Below are 22,807 nucleotides of genomic sequence, written 5' to 3'. Positions count from 1 at the left end.
CCAGCAAGGCTAACCCAGCCCCGGATTTCCCGCCACTGACCACTCCCAAAGGATCTTCATGTCTTTGTTCTCCGCCGTCGAAATGGCCCCCCGCGACCCCATCCTGGGTCTGAACGAGCAATTCGCCGCCGACACCAACCCCAACAAGGTCAACCTGGGCGTTGGCGTGTACTTCGACGACAACGGCAAGCTGCCCCTGCTGCAATGCGTCCAGGCCGCTGAAAAGGCCATGATGGAAAAACCCACGGCCCGTGGCTACCTGCCCATCGACGGCATTGCCGCCTATGACGCTGGCGTCAAGGCCCTGGTGTTCGGAGCCGACTCCGACGTGGTGAAAAGCGGCCGCGTGGCCACCGTGCAGGCCATTGGCGGCACCGGCGGCCTGAAGATCGGCGCCGACTTCCTGAAGAAAGTCAGCCCCAGCGCCAAGGTGCTGATTTCCGACCCCAGCTGGGAGAACCACCGCGCCCTGTTCACCAACGCGGGCTTTGTGGTGGAAACCTACCCCTACTTCGACCAAAGCGCCAACGGCGGCCTGGGCGGCATCAACTTCGAAGGCATGCTGGCCACGCTGAACGCGGCTGAAGCCGGCACCATCGTGCTGCTGCACGCCTGCTGCCACAACCCCACCGGCTACGACATCACCCCCGCCCAGTGGGACCAGGTCATTGCCGCCGTGAAAGCCCGCAACCTGACCGCCTTCCTCGACATGGCCTACCAGGGCTTTGGCCATGGCATTGCCGAAGACGGCGCCGTCATTGCCAAGTTCGTGGCCGCGGGCCTGAACATCTTCGTGTCCACCAGCTTCTCCAAGAGCTTCAGCCTCTACGGTGAGCGCGTGGGCGCCCTGAGCGTGGTGGGCAGCAGCAAGGAAGAAACCGACCGCGTGCTGAGCCAGCTGAAAATCGCCATCCGCACCAACTACTCCAACCCGCCCACCCACGGCGGTGCCATCGTGGCCGCGGTGCTGAACAACCCCGAGCTGCGCGCCCAGTGGGAAGGTGAACTGGCCGAAATGCGCGTGCGCATCAAGGCCATGCGCCAAAAGCTGGTCGACGGCCTCAAGGCGGCTGGCGTGACCAAGGACATGAGCTTCATCACCACCCAGATCGGCATGTTCAGCTACTCCGGCCTGAGCAAGGACCAGATGGTTCGCCTGCGCTCCGAGTTTGGTGTGTATGGCACCGACACCGGTCGCATGTGCGTGGCCGCGCTCAACAGCAAAAACATCGACTACGTCTGCCAGGCCATCGCCAAAGTGATGTGACCGAGCCCGCGCTCCCGCGTCAAGCCGACCGTCCCAGCCGACGGTCGGTTTTTTTTTGGGGAGCGCATTCGGCCTGCTTTGTCAGATTTGCCTGACACGACTGACGGCTGGATGACAGACAACGCCCCCTCTCGCCTGTTATATTGCACCGCAGCAATTTTTCGGAGTGCCCCTTGCTTTACCAGATCTACGACACCCAGCGCTCGCTCATGGAGCCTTTCGCCGACCTGGCGCAAACCGCGTCCAAGATCTTCAACAACCCGTTGCTGCCCTTCAGCCACATGCCGCTGGCACAACGGATTTCAGCAGGGTATGACTTGGTCTACCGCCTGGGCAAGGACTACGAAAAGCCCGAGTTCGGCCTGCGCTCGGTGGATGTGGACGGCGTGGAAGTGGCCATCCACGAACGGGTGGAAGTCAACAAGCCGTTCTGTGAGTTGCGCCGCTTCAAGCGCTTCTCGGACGACCCTGACACGCTCGGCAAACTGAAAGGTCAGCCTGCGGTGCTGATCGTTGCCCCTCTGTCCGGACACTACGCCACCCTGCTGCGCGACACGGTCAAGACCATGTTGAAAGACCACAAGGTCTACATCACCGACTGGAAAAACGCCCGCCTGGTCCCTCTGAGCGAAGGCGAGTTCCACCTGCACGACTATGTGAACTACGTCCAGGAGTTCATCCGCCACCTGCAAGCGCGCTATGGCAACTGCCACGTCATGAGTGTGTGCCAGCCCACCGTGCCGGTGCTGGCCGCCATCTCCCTGATGGCCACCCGCGGCGAAACCACGCCCTACTCCATGACCATGATGGGCGGCCCCATCGACGCGCGCAAATCGCCCACCGCGGTCAACAACCTGGCCACCCAGCGCAGCTACGAGTGGTTCGAGAACAACGTCATCTACCGCGTGCCCAGCACCTTCCCCGGTGCCGGTCGCCGCGTGTACCCCGGCTTTTTGCAGCACACCGGGTTTGTGGCCATGAACCCGGACCGCCACCTGGACAGCCATTACGACTACTTCCAGGACCTGATCAAGGGCGACAAGGACAGCGCCGAGGCCCACCGCAAGTTCTATGACGAGTACAACGCCGTGCTGGACATGGACGCCGACTACTACCTGGAAACCATCCAGACCGTTTTCCGCGAGTTCAAGCTGGTCAACGGCACCTGGGACGTGCAAAACCCCAAGGGCAAGCTGGAACGGGTGCGCCCACAGGACATCAAGACCACGGCCCTGCTGAGTGTGGAAGGTGAACTGGACGACATCTCCGGCTCGGGCCAGACCGCGGCAGCACAGGGCCTGTGCGCCGGCATTCCCAAGAACATGCGCCACCACTACGAGGTGAAGGGAGCCGGTCACTACGGCATCTTCAGCGGACGCCGCTGGCGTGAGATGGTGTACCCCGAGGTGAAGCAGTTCATCCTCCAGCACACCCCCGCCCCAACGGTTGAAAAACCGGCCTCGGTCGCCGTTCAGGCCGCACCCGTGCAGCCCACCGCCAAAAAGGCGGCTGTCCCTGCGAAGCCTGTGAAAGCGCCTGCCAAAGCCGCGGTCAAGCTGGCGCCAGCCGCCCCACCCAAGGCAACGGTGGCCAATAAGGCGACACCCGCCACCCAGGCAGCACCCAAGGTGACCCGCAAAGCCGCCCCAGTGGCCGCCAAAGCCCTGGCAGTCGCCCCGACGGAAGTGGCCCCCGTGGTGAAAGCCCCCGAAGTGAAAGCCACACCGGTGAAGGCGCCCCCTGTGAAAGCCGCGGCGGAGAGCGCTCCGGCCGAGGCAGCAGCGCCCTCAGCGGTGCCCACCGCCGTGGTGGCGGGCAACACCGAGGCGGTTGGCGCCCCCGTGGCCACCCCACCCGCTGTGGCCTGAACTTCTGAGCCCACTGTCGGAGCCAATGCTCAGCGAAATCCACGCCGCCCTGCCGCAGACGCAATGCACTCGTTGCGGCTACCCCGATTGCAAGGCCTATGCACAGGCCATCGTGGACGGTGCTGCCGACATCAACCAGTGTCCTCCCGGCGGACAGGAAGGCGTCAAACGCCTGGCAGCCATCACCGGGCGACCGGAACGCCCCCTCAGCCCCGAACACGGGACCGAAGGGGTCCGGTTGCGCATGTGGATCGACGAAGACTGGTGCATTGGCTGCACGCTGTGCATCAAGGCCTGCCCGACCGATGCCATTGTGGGCACCCACAAACGCATGCACACCGTCCTCGAACGGTGGTGCACCGGCTGCGAACTGTGCCTGCCGGTGTGTCCGGTGGACTGCATCCGCACGGAAAGCGCGAGCGGCACCCGTACCGGCTGGGCCGCATGGTCAGAAGACGATGCCCGTTCGGCCCTCGATCGGTATGAGTTTCGCAACACTCGACTCATCAGAGCCGAGCAGGAGCATCAGAAAAGGCTGGAAGCCCGCGCCGTTGAGAAGCTGGGCGACCTGGGCAAACACTCGCATCACACCGACCCGGTGGTGTTGGACAAGAAGCGCCAAATCATCGAAGCCGCCATTGCCCGGGCCAAGGCGCGACAGGCGGGCCAAACGCCCTGAAGCCTCCCGCGGGGCTCCAGGCAGGGGGCTCCCACCGCCGTCAGGCTGAAGCGATGGCGTGTGCCTTGTTGCTGTCCAATGCAATCACGGCACGGCGATACAGCTCGTCGGGAGTCAATGCCGAGTCATGCGCTGCAGTGGCCACGCCAAAGGCCAGTGACAACTGGATTCGATGCCCCCCGCGTGCCCCCAAGGCCACTGGCTGGCTGGAGATGGCCTGGACGTAACGCTCCGCGGCCAGTTGGGCCTGCTCGGTGGAACACGGGTACAGCACCGCCAGAAACTCGTCGCCCGCCATGCGCCCCACCATTTCGCTGCCCCGCGAACTGCCTGACAGGCGTGTGGCCACTTCGCGCAACACCCGATCCCCGACCTCGTCACCCAACGACTCGTTGATTTTCTTGAACTGGCGCACGTCCAGCAGCAGCAACGACAGGGGTTGGCCTTCACGACGGGCCAAGGCCAACGTCTTGTCAAGAAACTGCATCAGCGCCCGTCGGTTGGCCACCTGGGTCAGGGCGTCCTGCGACACGCTGTCCAGCAACCAGCCATGGGCCTGTTCCAACTCGTCATGCAGCTCCGACAGTTTGCGGGTCTGGGACAGCAACGCCATGTGGTCCATGGCCAAGCGGGCCATGGCGGTGAGGATGCGCGCCTCGTGGTCAGACAGTTCACGGGACTGGGGGGCCAGCAACATCAGCGCCCCCACGTTGTGGCCTTCCACGGTGGACAAGGCCACGGCAGCGCAAAACTGCGCCCGAGGCGCGCCGCACACCCAGGGGTGGCGGACCAGATCCGTCGTCTGGCTCGCATCGGACACCACCAGAAAGCCCTGATCAACGATGCGCTCAGCCCCCAAACCTACCGCGACCGCCAAGGCTTCGGCATCCAGACCGACATGCGCCTTGTGCGACGCGCCGTTGGGGCCATAGAGGGACAGCACCACCTGGGGCACGTTGAAAGTCCAGCTGGCCAGTTCCACCAGCTGATCCAAGGTGGCGTCAGGGGGCGCGTCCAGCCAACCCAGCTGTTGAAGGGCCTGCCACCGCTGTTCGGTGGCGTTGTCAGAAGAGGTCTGCACAGTCATGGCGGGGATTCTGGCACACCCCCAAGCCCCTCTGACGACGGACGCCAGCACCCCGCAAGCTCAAGCCACGCGGAAATCGGCAATGACCTCTTGAAGGTGGTCGGCCTGCGCCTTCAGTGCCAGGGCGGCCCCAGAGGTTTCCTCCACCAAGGCCGCGTTTTGCTGGGTGCTGCGATCAAGCTCCTGAATGGAGTGCCCCACCTGCTCCACACCCGCCGCCTGCTCCTTGGCCGACGTGGCAATTTCGTTCAGGAAGGTGTTGACCTGACGGGCGCTGCCCACCACCTCGGCCATGATGGCGCCGGCACTTTGCACCACACGCGTACCACCATCGATCTGGCTGACACTGGCGGAAATGAGGTCCTTGATTTCCTTGGCGGCACTGGCGCTGCGTTGGGCCAGGTTCCGCACCTCGCTGGCCACCACGGCAAACCCTCGGCCTTGCTCGCCCGCCCGTGCCGCCTCCACCGCGGCATTCAAGGCCAGGATGTTGGTCTGGAAGGCGATGCCGTCGATCACACCGATGATGTCGTTGATCTTGGCCGACGAGGCGTGAATGCCCTGCATGGTGCTCACCACCTGCTGGATGGTCTCCCCGGCCCGATCGGCCACCTCGGCATTGCGTCCCGAAGCGTTGGCCGCATCCTGTGCCGTGCCCGCCGTGTGGGCCACGGTGGCCCCGATTTGTTCCATGGCGCTGGCTTGCTGCTCCAGGGCGGACGCGGAGGCCGATGTGCGGTCGGACAAGTCGGACGCCGATGCTGCAATTTCGTTGCTGGCCGTGTGCAACTCACGCGCACCGTGGCGTACCTTGCGAATCAAGCCATGCAAGGCGTCGTAGGTCTGCGCAAGGTCGGTCAGCACCTGGGCGGTTTCGTCCTTGCTCCATGGCGACTGCGGCTTGTGGCGCAAGTCGCCTTGGGCCAACGCCCTCAAGTGCTGGGCCAACTGCTGCAACCCGCCATTGGCCACCCGGAAAAAGCAATAAAACGCGTAGGCCGCCACACACAGGCCCACCACCAGCACCACGGTGGTCAGGTGTTGCTCACCCTTCATGCCCGCCACTCGGATGGCCAACAAACGGTCCAGCTCGTCAAGCAAACGCATGCTCAAGGCCCGCTGGGATGCCAAGGCCTTGTCTGCCGCCGCCGTCAGGGCAGCTTGCGCCTCGGGAGAAAAATCGTTGCCGTTGACCACACGCTTGCGGGCCAAGGCCACAAAGGCCTCGGCATCGGCCACCGCATCCTGGTAGCGCAAGCGATTGGCCAGGTCCGGGTTGTAGGCCACCGATTTGGCCAAGCCTTCTTTCATGTTGCGCACCTGGAACTCGGCAATCGGGGCGGTGTTGTTCAGCAGCAGTTGCTGTTCGGCGGAGGCCTGCCCGGCCTTCATCACCGCCAACCCCACGCTCCACAAACGGGCCGTGGACTCCAGCACATCGGGCACCCGGAAAAACACGGCATCCATCACGTAATAGCTGTCGATGTCGGGGTCCAAGGTGAGGTTGGAACCATCGGTGGCCTGAAGCAACGCCCCCATCGCCGCGTCGATGACCGCTGATTGGGCGTCGTACAGGGCGTCGGGGCCGCTGGCACGGTCAACGGCGGACAGGCTGGTTTGGAGCGCCTCCACAGCCTTGGCGGTGCCCAACTCAGCGCCCAGGCTCTTGTCGGCCTGCACCAGTTGGCTCACGGCCTGCTGAACCTTGCCCTTGGCATCGGCAGCCAGCGCCGCGGCCCCCCCATCCCCCGCGGCCGCGGCCGACGAAGTGCGCCGCCACTGCTGGGCCTGTTCCAGCAGCGCAAACAGCGGGCGGTTGTAGGCGACCCCCTGCTGCTCCTTGGCCGAGAACTCAATGTTGCTGTGCTTGTTTTGGTAGAACGACAGGGCCAACCAGGTCAGGGGCACCAGAAAGGCCAGGCAGATGATGAGGGCCTTGAGCGGGAAGTTCACGCGCCCCATCAACTGCATGCCGGGGGCCCACAGGCCTTGGGGGTTCGAAACCGCGGGTGCGCCGCGCGATGGGTGCTGACTCATGGAAACCTCAAGTGGTGATCGTCTGAACGCGATCGGCACAAGCGTTTTCCCAACCCAACGTCACGGTGTACCGATCTCCACTGAAAGTAATTACAGCGGAATTACAACGATACCGCGGCACCGGGCTTGCGCAATCCCAATTCCCGACTCAATTCACAAACATTCATGAAGATCACAACACCTGCTTCTGGAAATGCACCATTCATGTGCAATCCGCCCTCAGGAATTCCCGAGTACACCACGTTGAACCTCCGGGTTTTCCTCAACCGGGCGTGGCAACCTCAACAGCCCCGTGTCCGCAGCGGCAGCGCGGTCAGGCCCCGATAAAGCGGATTGCGATTGCGCACCGGTGCGCCATCGAGAGCCAGCGTGGGTTGATGCACGGCCAGGGCCCGCAACACGGCACATGTTTCCATGTGGGTGAGCGCCGCCCCCAAACAAATGTGCACACCACTGCCAAACGAGAGCGCCCCTGGGTTGGGGCGCTCAATGCGCAGGGCATCGGGATCGTCATGGCGAGCCGGATCGCGGTTGGCCGAGCCGATGAGGGGCAGGATCAGGTCCCCCCGCTGGATGGACTGCCCGCACAGGGTCATGGCCCGGGTGGCTCGGCGACCGGTCCATTGCACCGGGCTGTCAAAGCGCAACAGTTCTCGCACGGCTTGGCCCGCCAGGTCGGGCTTTTGGCACAGCAGCGGCCATTGCTGAGGGTGTGAGAGCAACGCGGCTAACCCGTTGCCCAGGAGGTTGCGGGTGGTTTCGTACCCCGCGAACAGCAGCAAGGCACATTGGGCCAACAACTCCAGGCTGGATTCGATCTGCCCCTGCGCCTCGGCATGCAGCAAGCGACTCACCACGTCATCGCCCAGATGACGGCGACGCCAGGGCAACAGTTCGCGTTCGAAATAGGCCGTCATGTCCAGCAAACTGCGCTGGGCCTGAAGCACCTGGGCGTGTTCGGGACGGGCGGCACCGATGAACACGGCAATGTCATCACACCAGCGCATGAAGGTGGCGTCGAGCGCGGGGTCCACCTCCATGAGCCGACCGATGACACTTGCGGGCAAGGGTCGAGCCACCTGCGCCATGAAGTCGAACGACCCGCTGAGGGCGCGCACACGCTCGGTCACCGTGGCCTCCAGCCACGCCTGCAACGGGGCCAGGGCCTCGGGGCGAAAGGCAGGCATGAGCACTTGGCGCAAACGCCCATGGTCGGGGGCATCCAGGAACAACATGGCCCGGGCGAACAGGCTCTGAAACGGCCTCAGTTCCGAGCGGCCCTGTTGTGCAGCGGCCATGACCCACCCCCCGGTGCGCTGAGCGGAAAGGGCCGGATCGCGCAGCGCAGCCTCCACATCGGCATGGCGGGTGAGCAACCACGCTCCGCCAAAAAAGTCGTCGCTCCACAGCACAGGAGCGGTGTCCCGCCAAACGCCATAGGCGGGGTACGGGTCGTCGAGAAACAACTCATCCACCCGGGGGGTGAACAATGGCAAGACAGACATGGCAGCGGTCATGGCATCAACTCAGAAACACGGATGCGCCTGGCCAAACAAACGCTGCAGGCCAGCGGCAGAAAAGTGAGGGGCGACGGCGGCGGCATCGGGCCGCTCCAGGTGGGGCACGATGCCCAGGCAAGGGGCGTGAAACCGCCGCTGCAGTTCGTGGGTGAGCGTGTGGATGTTGTCGGGCAAATGCAGCATCGCGGGGTCCAGCGTGTTGCCCACCCAGCCCGCCAGGTGCAGATGGCGGGCCGCAATGGCCTCGGCGGTGAGCAGCGCATGGTTGATGCACCCCAACCGCAACCCGACGACCAGCACCACCGGCAAATTCAAGGCACACATGAGGTGCGAGCTGTCCCAATCCGGCCCCAAGGGCACACACAAACCACCCGCCCCTTCCACCACGATCAGGTCGGCACGCTCGGCGAGTTGCCGAGCGCCTTGCTCCAGCGCATGACGGTCAATGACCCGCCCCTCCGCCTGTGCAGCCAAATGGGGCGCACACGGTTGCCGCAGTTGACAGGGCCCCACCTCCTCGGGTTGCAGGTCGATGCTGCTGGCCGACCACAGGGCGTGAACGTCTTCGTTCACCCACTGGCCGTCGATGCAGTCCATGCCCGCCGCCACCGGCTTGTACCCGGCCACCCGCACGCCCGCTTGGGCAAAACGGTGCAGCAGCCCGGCGCTGACACGGGTTTTGCCCACCTCGGTGTCGGTGCCGGTGACAAAACAGCCTTTCATGCAGCGCCCTTGTCCAGGATGTCGGTCAGCGCGTTCAAGAGGCGATCCACATCGTCTGGCGTGTGGCTGGCGGACAGCGTCAGGCGCAGCCGGGCCGTGCCCACCGGCACGGTGGGCGGGCGAATGGCCGGTACGCGCAGGCCCCGCGCCTGCAGCGCGGCCTCCAAGGCCAAGGCCCGGGCGTTGTCACCCACGATGAGGGGCTGGATGGGGGTGGAGGACAACGGCAGTGTCAGCCCCGAATGGCGCGCCGCCAACACCTCCAGCCCGGTGCGCAACTGGGTCATCAACCCGTTCAGCCGCTCGCGCCGTGTGTTCCCCTCCTCGCCTTCGATCAACACCAAGGCTTGGTGCACGGCATGGGCCAAGGCGGGGGGCATGGCCGTGCTGTAGATGTAGGGGCGGGCGCGCTGCACCAGCCACTCAATGATGGTGGGGTGCGCAGCCACAAAGGCCCCGGCCACCCCGGCGGCCTTGCCCAAGGTGCCCATGCAGATCAGTCGCTCGCTGGAAAGCCCGAAATGCGCCACGCTGCCATGGCCACCCGCACCGAGCACACCAAAACCATGGGCATCGTCAATGACCAGCCAGGCATCGTGCCGCTCGGCCAGCTGCAACAACGCGGGCAGGTTGGCCACGTCCCCGTCCATGCTGAACACGGCGTCGGTGACGATGAGTTTGATGGGCGTGGCACAGGCGCTCAGCTGGCGCTCCAGCGCCTCCAGCTGCCCGTGGGGATAACGCTGCAACTTGGCCCGCGCCAGCAACGCCCCGTCGATGAGGGAGGCGTGATTGAGCTTGTCGGAAAACAGCGTGGCGTGCTCGTCCCCCAGGGTGGTCATCAAGGCCATGTTGGCCATGTAACCGCTGCAAAACAGCAGCGCCCGTGCGCCGGGGATGTGGGGGGCCATCCACTGCGCCAACAGGGACTCCACCGCGGCATGCGCAAGGCTGTGGCCGCTGACCAGGTGTGACGCCCCGCTGCCCACACCCCAGCGCTGCGCGCCTTCGGCCAAGGCATGGATCAGCGCGGGGTGGTTGGCCAGCCCGAGGTAGTCGTTGCTGCAAAAGGCGAGCATGTCGCCTTGGCCTTCCCATTGCTGCCGAGGGCTGCACGGCGACAAGCCCACGCGGCGGCGACGGCGCAGCGCCGCGGATTCGATGTCAAGCAGTTGACGGTTGAGGTGCTCGATCAGCATCAGGGGGAAGTTTCAACGTGTCATGCAGGGTGGCCTGCAAGCGCTCGGACAACCAGCGCGAGAGGTCCCCGTTGAGCACGTAGGGAGGCATGAGGTACACGGTGCGCCCGATGGGGCGAATCAGCAGTTCGTGGCGGCGGCCCGCCAGGTGAAACGCCTCGGCAAAACGGCCTTGGGCCAGCTCCGCCTTGACGTCGAAGGCCCAGATCATGCCACGGCGGCGCGGGTGCTCCACCCCGGGGTATGCCATCAGCGGCGCCAGGGCCTGGTCCAGCAACACCGCCTGCTGCGCGTTGCGTTCCAGCACGCTGTGGGTGTCAAACCGATCCAGCACGGCCAAGGCCGCGCGACACGCCAAGGCATTGCCGGTGTAGGAGTGCGAGTGCAGGAAGCCGCGTGCCACATCGTCCGACAGGAAAGCGCGGTAGATGGCGTCGCGGCACAGCACCAGCGACAGCGGCAAGAACCCACCCGTGATGCCTTTGGACAGGCACACAAAGTCGGGCCAGATGCCCGCCTGCTCGCAGGCAAAAAAGCTGCCCGTGCGGCCACACCCCACGGCGATTTCGTCGGCGATCAGGTGCACGCCGTAACGGTCACACAGCGCACGCACCCGTTGCAGGTACGACACGTGGTGCATGGCCATGCCCGCGGCGCATTGCACCAGCGGCTCCACGATGAGGGCGGCAATGTGCGCGTGGCGCTCGGCCAGCAGCGCTTCCAGGTCGGCGGCGGCGCGTTGGGCCACGGCTGGGGCGTCTTCGCCCACACCGGCTTGGCGGTCGTCGGGCGACGCCACTTGGTGCGCGCGCATCAGCAGCGGGTCGTAGGCGTCACGGAACACGGGGACGTCCGTCACCGCCAAGGCCCCCAGCGTTTCGCCGTGGTAGCCCTGGCGCACGCAGACGAACTCCCGTTTGCTCCCCTGCCCCACGTTGCGCCAGTGGTGAAAACTCATCTTGAGCGCGATTTCCACCGCCGAAGCACCGTCGCTGGCGTAGAAGGCGTGCCCCAGCACGCCCCCCGTGCGGGCCGACAGCCGCTCGGCCAGCTCGATGGCGGGCGCATGGGTGCACCCGGCCAGCATCACATGGGGCAGCGTGTCCAGTTGCTGCTTGAGCGCGGTGGCAATGCCCTCATCGGCATGCCCGAACAGGTTGACCCACCAACTGCTGTTGGCGTCGAAATAGCGCTGCCCTTCCTGGTCGTACAGCCACGGGCCTTGGGCGCGGGCCATGGGCAGGGGCGGCACCACGGCCGCCCGTTGCATCTGGGTGCAGGGGTGCCACACGCTGGCCAGGCTGCGTGCTTGCCAATCGGCGTTGTTCCCCATGTCAGCCCAGTGCCTGGATCACCTCGGGCGGTGCCTGCACCAGCTCGATCAGCACGCCCTCGCCCGCAATGGGGAACTCGTCGTTGGACTTGGGGTGCAGAAAGGTGATGTCGAACCCCGCGGCCCCCTTGCGGATGCCGCCCGGGGCAAAGCGCACGCCGTTGGCGGTGAGCCATTCCACGGCCTTGGGCAGGTCGTCGATCCACAGGCCCACATGGTTGAGCGGCGTGGTGTGCACGGCGGGCTTTTTCTCGGGGTCCAGCGGCTGCATCAGGTCCACCTCCACCTTGAAGGGGCCGGAGCCCATGGCGCAGATGTCTTCATCCACGTTTTCGCGTTCGCTTTTGAAGGTGCCGGTGACCTCCAGGCCCAGCATGTCCACCCACAGTTTTTGCAGGCGCTGCTTGTCGGGGCCACCAATGGCGATTTGCTGGATGCCCAGCACTTTGAAGGGACGGGTCATGGGATTTCCTGAAGGTTCAATCGGTGGGTTGCATCAGCTCGGCCAGCAGGGCCTGGGCGCGGGCCAAGGCCGCGGCGTCGGGGCAATGCAGCACAAAGCCCTTGCGCCGCTGGGTGAGGCCAGAAGTCTGCTCCACCGCGTTCAGCGGCAGGCCGAAGGTGTCGGCCAGAAACCGCTGCAACGCGGCATTGGCCTTGCCATCGACCGGTGGGGCGGAGATGCGGACCTTGAGCGCATCGCCATGCAGGCCCACGGCCTCGGTCTTCTTGGCCCCGGGCACCACATGGATGGTGACGCGCAAGTCGTGACTCACAGGGCCCGCCTCATTGCTCGAACTCGACGATGGGCTGGTCCACGCTCAAGGACTCGCCCTTGCCAGCCAGCACCTTGGCCACCACACCGTCGGCGGCAGCAAACAGCACGTTTTCCATTTTCATGGCTTCGATCACGGCCACTCGTTCGCCCGCCTGCACCTTCTGACCCACTTGAACGGCCACGTCCACCAGCAAGCCGGGCATGGGCGACAGCACGTACTTGCTCATGTCGGGCGGTGCCTTGAAGGGCATGAGCTTGTGTTTTTCGGCCACATGGGGGAACACCACCAGGGCTTCCACCTTGGTGCCGTTGTGCTGCACCACAAAGGCCAAGGGGTTCTTGGCCGTGCCCCGCTCCACCTGGGCGGTGAAGGGCACGCCGTTCACCTGGCCTTGGATGCGCACTTCGTTGAGGCGACTATCGCTCTCAATTTCATAGCTGTTACCGCTTATGTTGATTGCGGCAAAGCCCGAATGTCCTGTGAATTCCATCACGTCGGCGGTCAGGTACTGGTTCTGGCCTTCGGCCCCCAGCAGCACCACGGTGTAACGGCTGCCCAGCTTGACGCCGTAGCCCGGCAACTGCCCGCTCATGTTGGCGGCGCGCTCGCGGCTCTTGCAGCGCACAAAGGCGGCCAGCGCGGCCAGGAAGCCGGGGTCGTCGTGCGGCACGTCCTCGGCCTTGAAGCCTTGGCCGTAGTGCTCGGCAATGAAGCCGGTGTTGAACTGTCCGGTGACGAACTTGGGGTGGGCCAGCAGCGCCGCCTGGAAGGGGATGTTGCTTTGCACGCCGCGGATGACAAAGCCGTTGAGCGCCTCACGCATGCGGCGAATAGCGTCGTTGCGGTCTTTGCCGTGCACGATGAGCTTGGCGATCATCGAGTCGTAGAACATGGGGATTTCGCCGCCGTCCTGCACACCGGTGTCCACCCGCACACCGCCGTAGGCCTCGTCGGCATAGGAGGTGCCTTGCAGCGTTTCCTGCCCCTGGGCCAGGTTGGCCGTAGGCGGCTGGAAGCGCACCAGGCGACCCGTGCTGGGCAGGAAGTTGCGGAACGGGTCTTCAGCGTTGATGCGGCACTCGATGGCCCAGCCATCACGCTTGACCTGCTCTTGCGTGAGCGGCAGCTTTTCGCCCGCGGCCACGCGGATCATCAGCTCCACCAGGTCCAGCCCGGTGATGCACTCGGTGACCGGGTGCTCCACCTGCAGGCGGGTGTTCATTTCCAGGAAGTAGAAGTCCTGGTCCTTGCCCACCACAAACTCCACCGTGCCCGCGCTTTGGTACTTGACGGCCTTGGCCAGGGCCACGGCCTGCTCGCCCATGGCCTTGCGGGTGGCGTCGCTGATGAAGGGGCTGGGCGCCTCTTCAATCACCTTCTGGTGGCGGCGCTGGATGGAGCATTCACGCTCGTTCAGGTAGATCACGTTGCCGTGGCTGTCGCCCACCACCTGGATTTCGATGTGGCGGGGTTCCTGCACGTATTTCTCGATGAACACGCGGTCGTCGCCAAAGCTGTTGCGGGCTTCGTTGCGGCAGGAGGTGAAGCCTTCAAAGGCTTCCTTGTCGTTGAAGGCCACGCGCAGGCCCTTGCCACCGCCGCCGGCGCTGGCCTTGATCATCACCGGGTAGCCAATGCCCTTGGCAATGTCCACCGCGGCTTCAGCCGACTCGATGGCGTCGTTGTAGCCCGGGATGGTGTTGACCTTGGCCTCGTTGGCCAGCTTCTTGGAGGCGATCTTGTCGCCCATGGCCGCAATGCTGTAGTGCTTGGGGCCGATGAAGACGATGCCCTCTTCCTCGCAGCGGCGGGCAAAGTCCTCGTTCTCGCTCAGGAAGCCGTAGCCCGGGTGCAGCGCCTCGGCCCCGGTGGCCTTGCAGGCGGCAATGATCTTGTCGGCCACCAGGTAGCTCTCGCGGCTGGGCGCGGGGCCCAGCAGCACGGCCTCGTCGGCCAGCTTGACGTGGCGGGCTTCCTTGTCGGCTTCGGAGTACACGGCCACCGTCTTGATGCCCATCTTGCGGGCAGTGGCGATGACACGGCAGGCGATTTCGCCGCGGTTGGCAATCAGGATTTTGGTGAACATTTGCAGTCTCCTATTCGGAAATTCGGTTGTGGTGCTCAGGCTGTTGCTGGACCCGCAATGGGCACGGCATATCCGCCTCCGCTCATGTCCCCCGCCCTGCGGGCTCCTCCTTGACTTCGCTGCGGCGGACACACCGCCCCCATGGCTGCGAAGGAAGATTGGTGCTGAACGGTGGCATGCCAAGCCCCCGGGATCGGGTGGGCTGGGCGTTTTGTGCAGGTCAAGGAGGAGCGCGCAGCGCGGGGGACACGGAGCAAAACGCCCGGCCCACCCGATCCAGCGCCCACACAAGCCTGACCCATGGCAACACTCACAGCGGAATGTTCCCGTGCTTGCGCCAGGGGTTCTCGAGCTTTTTGTCCTTCAGCATGACCAGGCTGCGGCAGATGCGCTTGCGCGTTTCGTGCGGCAGGATCACGTCGTCAATGAAGCCCCGCGCACCGGCCACGAACGGGTTGGCAAAGCGGGCCTTGTATTCGGCTTCCTTGGCGGCCAGCTTGGCGGGGTCGCCCTTGTCTTCGCGGAAGATGATTTCCACCGCGCCCTTGGCGCCCATCACCGCAATCTCGGCGTTGGGCCAGGCCAGGTTCACGTCGCCGCGCAGGTGCTTGGAGGCCATCACGTCATACGCGCCGCCGTAGGCCTTGCGGGTGATGACGGTGATTTTGGGCACCGTACACTCGGCATACGCGTACAGCAGCTTGGCCCCGTGCTTGATGATGCCGCCGTACTCCTGGGCGGTGCCGGGCATGAAGCCGGGCACGTCCACAAACGTGACCACAGGGATGTTGAACGCATCACAAAAGCGCACAAAACGTGCGGCCTTGATGCTGCTCTTGATGTCCAGGCAACCGGCCAGCACCAACGGCTGGTTGGCCACGATGCCCACGGTCTGCCCGTCCATGCGGGCAAAGCCGATGAGGATGTTCTTGGCGTAGTCGGGTTGCAGCTCGAAGAAGTCGCCGTCGTCCACGGTTTTGACGATCAGCTCCTTCATGTCGTAGGGCTTGTTGGGGTTGTCGGGCACCAGCGTGTCCAGGCTCAGCTCGGCGCGGTCGATGGGGTCGCCGCTCTGGCGCACGGGGGCCTTTTCGCGGTTGTTGAGCGGCAGGTAGTTGTACATGCGGCGCAGCATCAGCAGCGCCTCCACGTCGTTCTCAAAGGCCATGTCGGCCACACCGCTCTTGGTGTTGTGGGTGACGGCGCCGCCCAGCTCCTCGGCAGTCACTTCCTCGTGCGTCACGGTCTTCACCACCTCGGGGCCGGTCACGAACATGTAGCTGCTGTCCTTCACCATGAAGATGAAGTCGGTCATGGCGGGCGAATACACCGCGCCCCCGGCGCAGGGGCCCATGATCATGCTGATCTGCGGGATCACCCCGCTGGCCATCACGTTGCGCTGGAACACGTCGGCATAACCGCCCAGGCTGGCCACACCTTCCTGAATGCGGGCGCCGCCCGAATCGTTCAGGCCAATGACCGGTGCGCCCACCTTCATGGCCTGGTCCATCACCTTGCAGATCTTCTCGGCGTGCGCTTCGGACAGCGCGCCCCCGAACACGGTGAAGTCCTGGCTGAACACAAACACCAGGCGACCGTTGATCATGCCGTAGCCGGTCACCACGCCGTCGCCGGGAATCTTCTGGTCCTGCATGCCGAAGTCGGTGCAGCGGTGCTCCACGAACATGTCCCACTCTTCGAACGTGCCCTCGTCCAGCAGCACCTCGATGCGCTCACGCGCCGTCAGCTTGCCCTTCTTGTGCTGGGCATCGATGCGTTTTTGCCCGCCACCCAGGCGGGCTGCGGCGCGTTTTTTCTCCAGTTGGTCCAGGATGTCTTGCATGGTTTGGCTCCGGTTAACTATTGATTTGATAGCTGCTTGCGCTTTTGGAATAAGCGCCAAGCAGGTTTCTGGCTGCTGAAGATGCAGCCAGCTTGCCCTGGGCAACGTCTTGGGTGATGCGCGGCAGCTGCGCCTGCACATCGGGGTGGTGGCGGAAGGCGGCCTTCAGCCCGGCGTCGATGCGCTCCCACATCCACGCCAGCGACTGCTGCTGGCGGCGCTGCGCCAGCTGGCCGTTGTCGGTCTGCTGGGCGCGGAAACGGCTCACTTCCGCCCAGAAGCGGTCCACGCCCTCGCCCAGCAAGGCGCTGAGCTGGATGACCGTGGGGCTCCAGGCCGGGTGGTCCGAATGTTCCGGGTGGTGGCCGTGCATGCCCAGCAGCCGCAGGCTGGAGGTGATCTGGGCCCGGGCGCGGGTGGCGGCGGCAGGGTCCAGGTCGGCCTTGTTGATCACCACCAGATCGGCCAGCTCCATCACACCCTTCTTGATGGCTTGCAGGTCGTCCCCGGCGTTGGGCAGTTGCAGCAGGCAGAACATGTCGGTCATGCCCTGCACCGCCGTTTCGCTCTGGCCCACGCCCACGGTTTCCACAATGACCACGTCGTACCCCGCGGCCTCGCACACCAGCATGGCCTCGCGGGTTTTTTCGGCCACGCCGCCCAGCGTGCCACTGCTGGGGCTGGGGCGGATGTAGGCGGCCTCGTGCACGCTCAGGCGCTCCATGCGGGTCTTGTCACCCAGGATGGAGCCGCCCGACACGCTGGACGACGGGTCCACCGCCAGCACCGCCACGCGGTGGCCTTTGCCAATGAGGTACAGGCCCAGCGACTCGATGAACGTGCTTTTGCCCACGCCCGGCACGCCCGACAGGCCCAGCCGGAACGCCCGGCCCGTGTGCGGCAGCAGCGCCGTCAGCAGCGCATCGGCCTGGGCGCGGTGGTCGGCCCGGGTGGACTCCATCAGCGTGATGGCCTTGGCCATGGCACGGCGTTGCACCGGGGCGCTGCCGTGCAGCACCCCGTCCAGCAAAGAAGACACAGCGCTCACGCAGTGCGCCTTCAGGCCACGGCCTTCTTGATCTGCTCCAGCACGTCCTTGGCGCTGGCGGGAATGGGGGTGCCGGGCCCGTAGACGCCCTTCACACCGGCCTCGTACAGCATGTCGTAGTCCTGGCGGGGAATCACACCGCCCACGAACACGATGATGTCGTCCGCGCCCTGGTCTTTCAGCGCCTGGATGATGGCGGGCACCAGCGTCTTGTGGCCGGCGGCCAGCGTGCTCACGCCCACGGCGTGCACGTCGTTCTCAATGGCCTGGCGGGCGCATTCCTCGGGCGTCTGGAACAGCGGGCCCATGTCCACGTCAAAGCCCAGGTCGGCAAAGGCGGTGGCCACCACCTTGGCACCGCGGTCGTGGCCGTCCTGGCCCAGCTTGGCGATCATCACGCGGGGGCGGCGGCCTTGTTCCTCGGCGAACTGGGCGATTTCGCCCTTGAGCTTGTCCCAGCCTTCGGCACTGTCGTAAGCGGCTGCGTACACACCGGTCACCTTTTGAGTATCCGCACGGTGGCGGCCGTAGACTTTTTCCAGCGCATCGCTCACCTCACCCACCGTGGCCCGCAGGCGAATGGCTTGGATGCTCAGGTCCAGCAGGTTGCCCTGGCCGCTTTCGGCGGCGGTGGTCAGCGCACTCAGGGCGGCCTGCACGGCGGCATTGTCGCGCTGGGCCTTGATGGCCTTCAAGCGGGCAATCTGGCTCTCGCGCACCTTGACGTTGTCCACGTCGAGGATGTCAATGGGGTCTTCATTCTTCAGCTTGTACTTGTTGACGCCCACGATCACGTCCTTGCCGCTGTCGATGCGTGCCTGCTTTTCAGCCGCGGCGGCCTCGATCTTCAGCTTGGCCCAGCCGCTGTCCACGGCCTTGGTCATGCCGCCCATGGCGTCCACTTCCTGGATGATCTTCCAGGCTTCGTCGGCCATCTGCTGCGTCAGCGTTTCCATCATGTAGCTGCCGGCCCAGGGGTCCACCACGCTGGTGATGTGGGTTTCTTCCTGGATGATGAGCTGGGTGTTGCGCGCAATGCGGGCGCTGAACTCGGTGGGCAGGGCAATGGCCTCGTCCAGCGAGTTGGTGTGCAGGCTTTGCGTGCCGCCAAACACCGCGGCCATGGCCTCGATGGTGGTGCGCACCACGTTGTTGTAGGGGTCCTGCTCGGTCAGGCTCCAGCCGCTGGTCTGGCTGTGCGTGCGCAGCATCAGGCTCTTGGGGTTTTGGGCGTTGAAGCCCTTCATGATGCGCGTCCACAGCAAGCGGGCGGCGCGCATCTTGGCAATTTCCAGGTAGAAGTTCATGCCCACCGCCCAGAAGAAGCTCAGGCGGCCTGCAAAGTCGTCCACGTCCATGCCCTTGGCAATGGCGGTCTTCACATACTCCTTGCCGTCGGCCAGGGTGAAGGCCATCTCCAGCGCCTGGTTGGCCCCGGCTTCCTGCATGTGGTAGCCGGAAATCGAGATCGAGTTGAACTTGGGCATGTGCTGCGCCGTGTACTCGATGATGTCGCCAATGATCTTCATCGACGGCTCGGGCGGGTAGATGTAGGTGTTGCGGACCATGAACTCCTTGAGGATGTCGTTCTGGATGGTTCCGCTCAACTGGTCCTGGCGCACGCCCTGCTCTTCCGCCGCCACCACATACCCGGCCAGCACGGGCAGCACCGCGCCGTTCATGGTCATGGACACGCTCACCTTGTCCAACGGAATCTCGTTGAACAGGATCTTCATGTCCTCCACGCTGTCAATGGCCACACCGGCCTTGCCCACGTCACCCGTCACCCGGGGGTGGTCGGAGTCGTAGCCGCGGTGGGTGGCCAGGTCAAAGGCCACGCTCACGCCCTGCCCGCCTGCGGCCAGGGCCTTCTTGTAAAAGGCGTTGGATTCTTCCGCCGTGGAAAAACCGGCGTACTGCCGGATGGTCCAGGGGCGCACCGCGTACATGGTGGCCTGCGGGCCGCGCAAGAAGGGCTCGAAACCCGGCAGCGTGTCGGTGTGGGGCAGGTTGGCCGTGTCGGCGGCGGTGTACAGCGGCTTGACGGTGATGCCGTCGGGCGTGACCCAGTTCAGGCTCTCCAGCGGCTTGTCCTTGAGGGACTTGGCGGCGGCCTTTTCCCAATCGGACAACGAGGCGGGTTTGAATTCAGAAGACGACATGGGCAGACCCTTGGCGGTGAAACAACAGCGGGATGAACCGACGATTTTACGTGATTCATAATTATTGATTCAAAAAATTGCCTCCCCCTTACAATACCGGCCCATGGCTGCCGTCACCCTCACCCCCCGCGCACTGTACGAAGAAGTGGCTGAACTGCTGCGCCAACGCATCTTCAACCGCGAGTTGGAGCCGGGCAGCTGGATCGACGAACTGCGCATTGCCGAAGAGCTGGGCATCAGCCGCACCCCGCTGCGCGAGGCGCTGAAGGTGCTGGCCGCCGAAGGGCTGGTGACCATGAAGGTGCGACGCGGCGCCTACGTGACCGAGGTGTCTGAACAAGACCTGCGCGACGTGTACCACCTGCTCAGCCTGCTGGAGAGCGACGCGGCAGGCGTGGTGGCCCGCACCGCCACCGACACCCAGCTGGCCGAGCTGCAAGCCCTGCACCAGGAGCTGACCGCCGCCGTGGCCGACACCGACCGCTTTTTTGCCCTCAACGAGCGGTTTCACATGCGCCTGCTGGAGCTGGCCAACAACCGCTGGCGCAACCAGATGGTGGCCGACCTGCGCAAGGTCATGAAGCTCAACCGCCACCACTCGCTGTTCAAACAGGGGCGGCTGCAAGAGTCACTGGCCGAACACACCGCCATCGTCACCGCCCTGGCCACCCGCGACGCCGACGCGGTGGTGCAGCGCATGCGCGAACACTTTGCGCACGGGCTGGAAGCGGCCAACTGAGCGGTGCACAACCCGCCAGCCACGGACCGCCAGTCACCACAAGCGCCCATCGCGCGGCGCATCGGGCCAATCGCCCGTGAATCGCACACAACGGGCCAACAGGAACGCGATCAGCACGGGCAGGCACACCGCGATGGAAAACATGCCGACTCCATGCACACAAAGGACATTCGGCAATCAACTCAACAGCATGAGTTGAAGTGTGCCCCCGATCAAAACAAGAAGAACACCCGAGGCGACAAGTGCCCACGCACTGGAAACAACTTCGCGCCCAATGCGGTTTTCTGCAAAAACCCCAAACAGGCCATCGTGATACGCCACTGAGATGGCTAAGACCTTCTTGGCGGCAGCCACCGCCGCACTTTCATCAAAGTAGCCATTGTCCAAATCAAAGGCGACGTAATTTCGACAATCGGATGAACCTGCCGCATCAAGACTGACCTTGATTCGAAACCTCGGAATCACGCCCGCGTAACCTGGTCGCTTGTACTTTTCGACCCACACCTTGCGAACAGTGGCCACCACAACTGCGGATCTTTTCACGCGGTATATCTTGAACGACCTGTGGGCACCACAACAAATCAACACCAGCCCAATGATAGCGATCAACCAACCACCATGCATCCTTCCGACAAGCAAAGCGGTCAGCGCAATTGCAACACCAATGAAAATACCGACTCCATCTTTGTACTCACAACCAACATCAATGACTTCAATTTCCATATTCAACCACTTTTACCCCATTTATCATGATTCGCTGATTGCGTGAGCCCGGCTTCAGCACTGCGCACCTAACTAAAAATCTTTCCACTGGGGCATGCGAGCCAGCGGCGACTGAGCACGGACTTCTCGAGTTCGAATTACAAAAAAAATGGCACACATCGCTTTATTTTAAAGCATGGACAGCCATCAAATTTAAAGCAAATCAGATACAGCTAGCAAGCGACAAAATCCATTCTTTTATCTCAATCAGAATTAATGGCAAATTCTACAAAAATGCCTCACCCAGCCAACAGACAGAATTCCAAGCAATCTCACAAAATCAGGACATATGAAACCGAAACAACAAAATATACATATTCCAAACCAACAAAATAGCACCAATCACAAACAAACACCTAACATACGCTGGAATTTCTAAATTTTTCAAATCAACCCAAAAGCCATTCCCCCCAAAAAACGAAAAATACGCAACAACTCCATAGACATACACAAAAGATAAATTCACAAAGTATTTCGACCATCTTGTAAAATAAAATAACAAAACACAAAATATATACGCAAACAATACAGAAGCCACAACACCAAAACCAGCATTGCGTAGCCGCCCAACAATAAAGACGGCAACAACCCCAAACAAAACACCCGAAACCTCCAAAATTATCCCAAGCGAATACGGCATACCTTTAAGAAAAAACTTGAACACGCACAGCTGAATGACAAATGGCGCGGAACAAGCAGCCAAAAACTCAAATCGATTCAGCTCATCTTGAAAAAATACACTCATATGCAGTCACCAATCGCTTGATTCATTCTCACAAAGTGAATCATCATTTCCAGTATTAGTATCAAACCCAGCATCACACCAAGCGTTGGGGCAAATGGTGGAGCAAAGGAAGTGTACTGCCCCAATACACCGAGCGCGGTAATTCCAGCCGCCAGAGCCGCACCTTGATCCTTAGTGAGACATAGTTTGTCAGGCGAATATGTCAAACCAAGAGCAGCCACGGAAGTCACATAACCAACCAAGCTACCAATCATCGAAGAAAGCGCGATGGCAAATGTTTGCGGAGACAAATATTTCAAAGAAACCCCCTGGACAAGCACACATCCTATCTGAAGCTCCAACACAAACTCATCCATATCCGTATAAAGAATCCCCCCATTCCCCCTCCCCTCAATCAAATACCCCCCACCCCCCGTATCCGGGTCCGTGACGATGTACCCATACCCCGAGAACCCATGCGCGTTGATCGCCCGCTCGTGCACCGTCACTTCTTTCCCGGCTTGAACCGCTGAGCGGATTTCATTCCCCACCGAGCCGCCCACGGGCAAATTCGGCAGTGCCGTGGCTGCATTCTCTGCGGTGATGGTGTAGATGCGTTGGCCTTCTGCCTGGGCAATGGCCAGGGCCTTCACGGCGCTCACGCCTTGGGCGCAGTCGGCCAGGGTGGGGTTCTGGATCTGGCCTGCTTCATCCACGTAGCGGCATTGGCTTTTGTCCACCCAGAATTGTTCGGGCACCGCGTGTTCCATGGCGCTGGCGTACTGGCCGCGCATCTTGTTGTACGCAATCCAGCGGTTTTGGGCGGCCGGTGTTTGTCAAGAAAGATGGCCGCTTAATTTTCAAGCAGTGGATGCAGAAGGTGACTGTTTGTGCTTTGGTGGATTGAGCCAGACCTCCTTGACTTCATCCCAGTCACGCGTGGCACGCGAG

19 protein-coding genes are annotated in these 22,807 nt (G+C 63.2%); 4 read left to right on the top strand and 15 right to left on the bottom strand.

The features are described 5' to 3' along the window. The first annotated feature begins 58 nt into the window (after nucleotides 1-58). From ACYVB7_RS11940 to ACYVB7_RS11930, 3 genes are all read left to right on the top strand, one after another. Nucleotides 59-1,267: an amino acid aminotransferase gene (locus tag ACYVB7_RS11940; protein ID WP_460507845.1), complete on the top strand. Its 1,209-nt coding sequence runs from the start codon at nucleotides 59-61 to the stop codon at nucleotides 1,265-1,267. A gap of 173 nt (nucleotides 1,268-1,440) precedes the next feature. Further along, complete coding sequence (locus ACYVB7_RS11935) at nucleotides 1,441-3,135, top strand: polyhydroxyalkanoate depolymerase (protein ID WP_460507842.1); 1,695 nt, start codon at nucleotides 1,441-1,443, stop codon at nucleotides 3,133-3,135. 25 nt (nucleotides 3,136-3,160) lie between these two features. After that, nucleotides 3,161-3,814 carry an electron transport complex subunit RsxB gene (locus ACYVB7_RS11930; RefSeq protein WP_460507839.1) on the top strand — a complete coding sequence of 218 codons (654 nt, stop codon included), beginning with the start codon at nucleotides 3,161-3,163 and terminating at the stop codon, nucleotides 3,812-3,814. Between the two features lie 40 nt (nucleotides 3,815-3,854). Here the strand turns inward: ACYVB7_RS11930 and ACYVB7_RS11925 are convergent, their stop codons facing one another. From ACYVB7_RS11925 to scpA, 12 genes are all read right to left on the bottom strand, one after another. Beyond that, nucleotides 3,855-4,901: a GGDEF domain-containing protein gene (locus ACYVB7_RS11925; RefSeq protein WP_460507836.1), complete on the bottom strand. Its 1,047-nt coding sequence runs from the start codon at nucleotides 4,899-4,901 to the stop codon at nucleotides 3,855-3,857. 60 nt (nucleotides 4,902-4,961) lie between these two features. After that, nucleotides 4,962-6,938, bottom strand: a complete 1,977-nt coding sequence (locus ACYVB7_RS11920; RefSeq protein ID WP_460507833.1) for a methyl-accepting chemotaxis protein — start codon at nucleotides 6,936-6,938, stop codon at nucleotides 4,962-4,964. 281 nt (nucleotides 6,939-7,219) lie between these two features. Next, a complete protein-coding gene (locus tag ACYVB7_RS11915; RefSeq protein ID WP_460507831.1) occupies nucleotides 7,220-8,455 on the bottom strand; it encodes a cytochrome P450 in 1,236 nt (411 codons plus the stop codon). A 9-nt stretch (nucleotides 8,456-8,464) separates the two neighbouring features. Further along, nucleotides 8,465-9,181, bottom strand: a complete 717-nt coding sequence (gene bioD / locus ACYVB7_RS11910) for an ATP-dependent dethiobiotin synthetase BioD (RefSeq protein ID WP_460507828.1) — start codon at nucleotides 9,179-9,181, stop codon at nucleotides 8,465-8,467. Then, nucleotides 9,178-10,380, bottom strand: a complete 1,203-nt coding sequence (bioF, locus tag ACYVB7_RS11905) for an 8-amino-7-oxononanoate synthase (RefSeq protein ID WP_460507825.1) — start codon at nucleotides 10,378-10,380, stop codon at nucleotides 9,178-9,180. The genes bioD and bioF overlap by 4 nt, the downstream gene beginning before the upstream one ends. After that, entirely contained in the window at nucleotides 10,346-11,713 is a 1,368-nt protein-coding gene (bioA, locus tag ACYVB7_RS11900) for an aspartate aminotransferase family protein (protein ID WP_460507822.1), read from the bottom strand. Before bioA ends, bioF begins: the two co-directional genes overlap by 35 nt. 1 nt (nucleotide 11,714) lies before the next feature. Continuing rightward, on the bottom strand, nucleotides 11,715-12,176 hold the full coding sequence (locus ACYVB7_RS11895; protein WP_460507819.1) for a VOC family protein: 462 nt from the start codon (nucleotides 12,174-12,176) through the stop codon (nucleotides 11,715-11,717). A 16-nt stretch (nucleotides 12,177-12,192) separates the two neighbouring features. After that, nucleotides 12,193-12,489 carry a DUF167 domain-containing protein gene (locus tag ACYVB7_RS11890; RefSeq protein WP_460507816.1) on the bottom strand — a complete coding sequence of 99 codons (297 nt, stop codon included), beginning with the start codon at nucleotides 12,487-12,489 and terminating at the stop codon, nucleotides 12,193-12,195. A gap of 10 nt (nucleotides 12,490-12,499) precedes the next feature. After that, nucleotides 12,500-14,578 (bottom strand): acetyl-CoA carboxylase biotin carboxylase subunit, encoded by a 2,079-nt coding sequence (locus ACYVB7_RS11885; RefSeq protein ID WP_460507813.1) that lies wholly within the window; start codon nucleotides 14,576-14,578, stop codon nucleotides 12,500-12,502. A 310-nt stretch (nucleotides 14,579-14,888) separates the two neighbouring features. Next, nucleotides 14,889-16,421 (bottom strand): acyl-CoA carboxylase subunit beta, encoded by a 1,533-nt coding sequence (locus ACYVB7_RS11880; protein WP_460507810.1) that lies wholly within the window; start codon nucleotides 16,419-16,421, stop codon nucleotides 14,889-14,891. A gap of 13 nt (nucleotides 16,422-16,434) precedes the next feature. Then, nucleotides 16,435-17,403 carry a methylmalonyl Co-A mutase-associated GTPase MeaB gene (gene meaB, locus ACYVB7_RS11875; protein ID WP_460508343.1) on the bottom strand — a complete coding sequence of 323 codons (969 nt, stop codon included), beginning with the start codon at nucleotides 17,401-17,403 and terminating at the stop codon, nucleotides 16,435-16,437. Nucleotides 17,404-17,480: 77 nt separating this feature from the next. After that, a complete protein-coding gene (scpA, locus tag ACYVB7_RS11870) occupies nucleotides 17,481-19,631 on the bottom strand; it encodes a methylmalonyl-CoA mutase (protein ID WP_460507807.1) in 2,151 nt (716 codons plus the stop codon). Between the two features lie 103 nt (nucleotides 19,632-19,734). Here scpA and ACYVB7_RS11865 point away from each other — a divergent pair, with 103 nt between their 5' ends. Beyond that, the gene (locus ACYVB7_RS11865; RefSeq protein ID WP_460507804.1) at nucleotides 19,735-20,370 is read left to right on the top strand and encodes a GntR family transcriptional regulator; all 636 of its coding nucleotides are present in this window, start codon (nucleotides 19,735-19,737) and stop codon (nucleotides 20,368-20,370) included. Between the two features lie 177 nt (nucleotides 20,371-20,547). Here the strand turns inward: ACYVB7_RS11865 and ACYVB7_RS11860 are convergent, their stop codons facing one another. The 3 genes from ACYVB7_RS11860 to ACYVB7_RS11850 all read right to left on the bottom strand — a co-directional run bounded on the left by ACYVB7_RS11860 (nucleotide 20,548) and on the right by ACYVB7_RS11850 (nucleotide 22,626). Next, complete coding sequence (locus ACYVB7_RS11860) at nucleotides 20,548-21,093, bottom strand: hypothetical protein (RefSeq protein ID WP_460507801.1); 546 nt, start codon at nucleotides 21,091-21,093, stop codon at nucleotides 20,548-20,550. A 319-nt stretch (nucleotides 21,094-21,412) separates the two neighbouring features. Further along, the gene (locus tag ACYVB7_RS11855) at nucleotides 21,413-21,877 is read right to left on the bottom strand and encodes a hypothetical protein (RefSeq protein WP_460507798.1); all 465 of its coding nucleotides are present in this window, start codon (nucleotides 21,875-21,877) and stop codon (nucleotides 21,413-21,415) included. Next, on the bottom strand, nucleotides 21,874-22,626 hold the full coding sequence (locus tag ACYVB7_RS11850) for a hypothetical protein (RefSeq protein WP_460507795.1): 753 nt from the start codon (nucleotides 22,624-22,626) through the stop codon (nucleotides 21,874-21,876). Before ACYVB7_RS11850 ends, ACYVB7_RS11855 begins: the two co-directional genes overlap by 4 nt. Nucleotides 22,627-22,807: the final 181 nt, after the last annotated feature.

The organism is Hydrogenophaga soli (assembly GCF_054777695.1).
Note: the sequence above shows the minus strand (reverse complement) of the source record. Positions and strands in the feature narration are given on the sequence as shown.

Bases quoted from the DNA above. Each gene is read 5' to 3' on its own strand.
- ACYVB7_RS11940 (WP_460507845.1), top strand. From the start codon at position 59: ATGTCTTTGTTCTCCGCCGTCGAAATGGCCCCCCGCGACCCCATCCTG.
- ACYVB7_RS11930 (WP_460507839.1), top strand. From the start codon at position 3,161: ATGCTCAGCGAAATCCACGCCGCCCTGCCGCAGACGCAATGCACTCGT.
- ACYVB7_RS11925 (WP_460507836.1), bottom strand. From the start codon at position 4,901: ATGACTGTGCAGACCTCTTCTGACAACGCCACCGAACAGCGGTGGCAG.
- ACYVB7_RS11920 (WP_460507833.1), bottom strand. From the start codon at position 6,938: ATGAGTCAGCACCCATCGCGCGGCGCACCCGCGGTTTCGAACCCCCAA.
- ACYVB7_RS11915 (WP_460507831.1), bottom strand. From the start codon at position 8,455: ATGACCGCTGCCATGTCTGTCTTGCCATTGTTCACCCCCCGGGTGGAT.
- bioD (WP_460507828.1), bottom strand. From the start codon at position 9,181: ATGAAAGGCTGTTTTGTCACCGGCACCGACACCGAGGTGGGCAAAACC.
- bioF (WP_460507825.1), bottom strand. From the start codon at position 10,380: ATGCTGATCGAGCACCTCAACCGTCAACTGCTTGACATCGAATCCGCG.
- bioA (WP_460507822.1), bottom strand. From the start codon at position 11,713: ATGGGGAACAACGCCGATTGGCAAGCACGCAGCCTGGCCAGCGTGTGG.
- ACYVB7_RS11895 (WP_460507819.1), bottom strand. From the start codon at position 12,176: ATGACCCGTCCCTTCAAAGTGCTGGGCATCCAGCAAATCGCCATTGGT.
- ACYVB7_RS11885 (WP_460507813.1), bottom strand. From the start codon at position 14,578: ATGTTCACCAAAATCCTGATTGCCAACCGCGGCGAAATCGCCTGCCGT.
- ACYVB7_RS11880 (WP_460507810.1), bottom strand. From the start codon at position 16,421: ATGCAAGACATCCTGGACCAACTGGAGAAAAAACGCGCCGCAGCCCGC.
- meaB (WP_460508343.1), bottom strand. From the start codon at position 17,403: ATGGCCAAGGCCATCACGCTGATGGAGTCCACCCGGGCCGACCACCGC.
- scpA (WP_460507807.1), bottom strand. From the start codon at position 19,631: ATGTCGTCTTCTGAATTCAAACCCGCCTCGTTGTCCGATTGGGAAAAG.
- ACYVB7_RS11865 (WP_460507804.1), top strand. From the start codon at position 19,735: ATGGCTGCCGTCACCCTCACCCCCCGCGCACTGTACGAAGAAGTGGCT.
- ACYVB7_RS11860 (WP_460507801.1), bottom strand. From the start codon at position 21,093: ATGGAAATTGAAGTCATTGATGTTGGTTGTGAGTACAAAGATGGAGTC.
- ACYVB7_RS11855 (WP_460507798.1), bottom strand. From the start codon at position 21,877: ATGAGTGTATTTTTTCAAGATGAGCTGAATCGATTTGAGTTTTTGGCT.
- ACYVB7_RS11850 (WP_460507795.1), bottom strand. From the start codon at position 22,626: ATGGAACACGCGGTGCCCGAACAATTCTGGGTGGACAAAAGCCAATGC.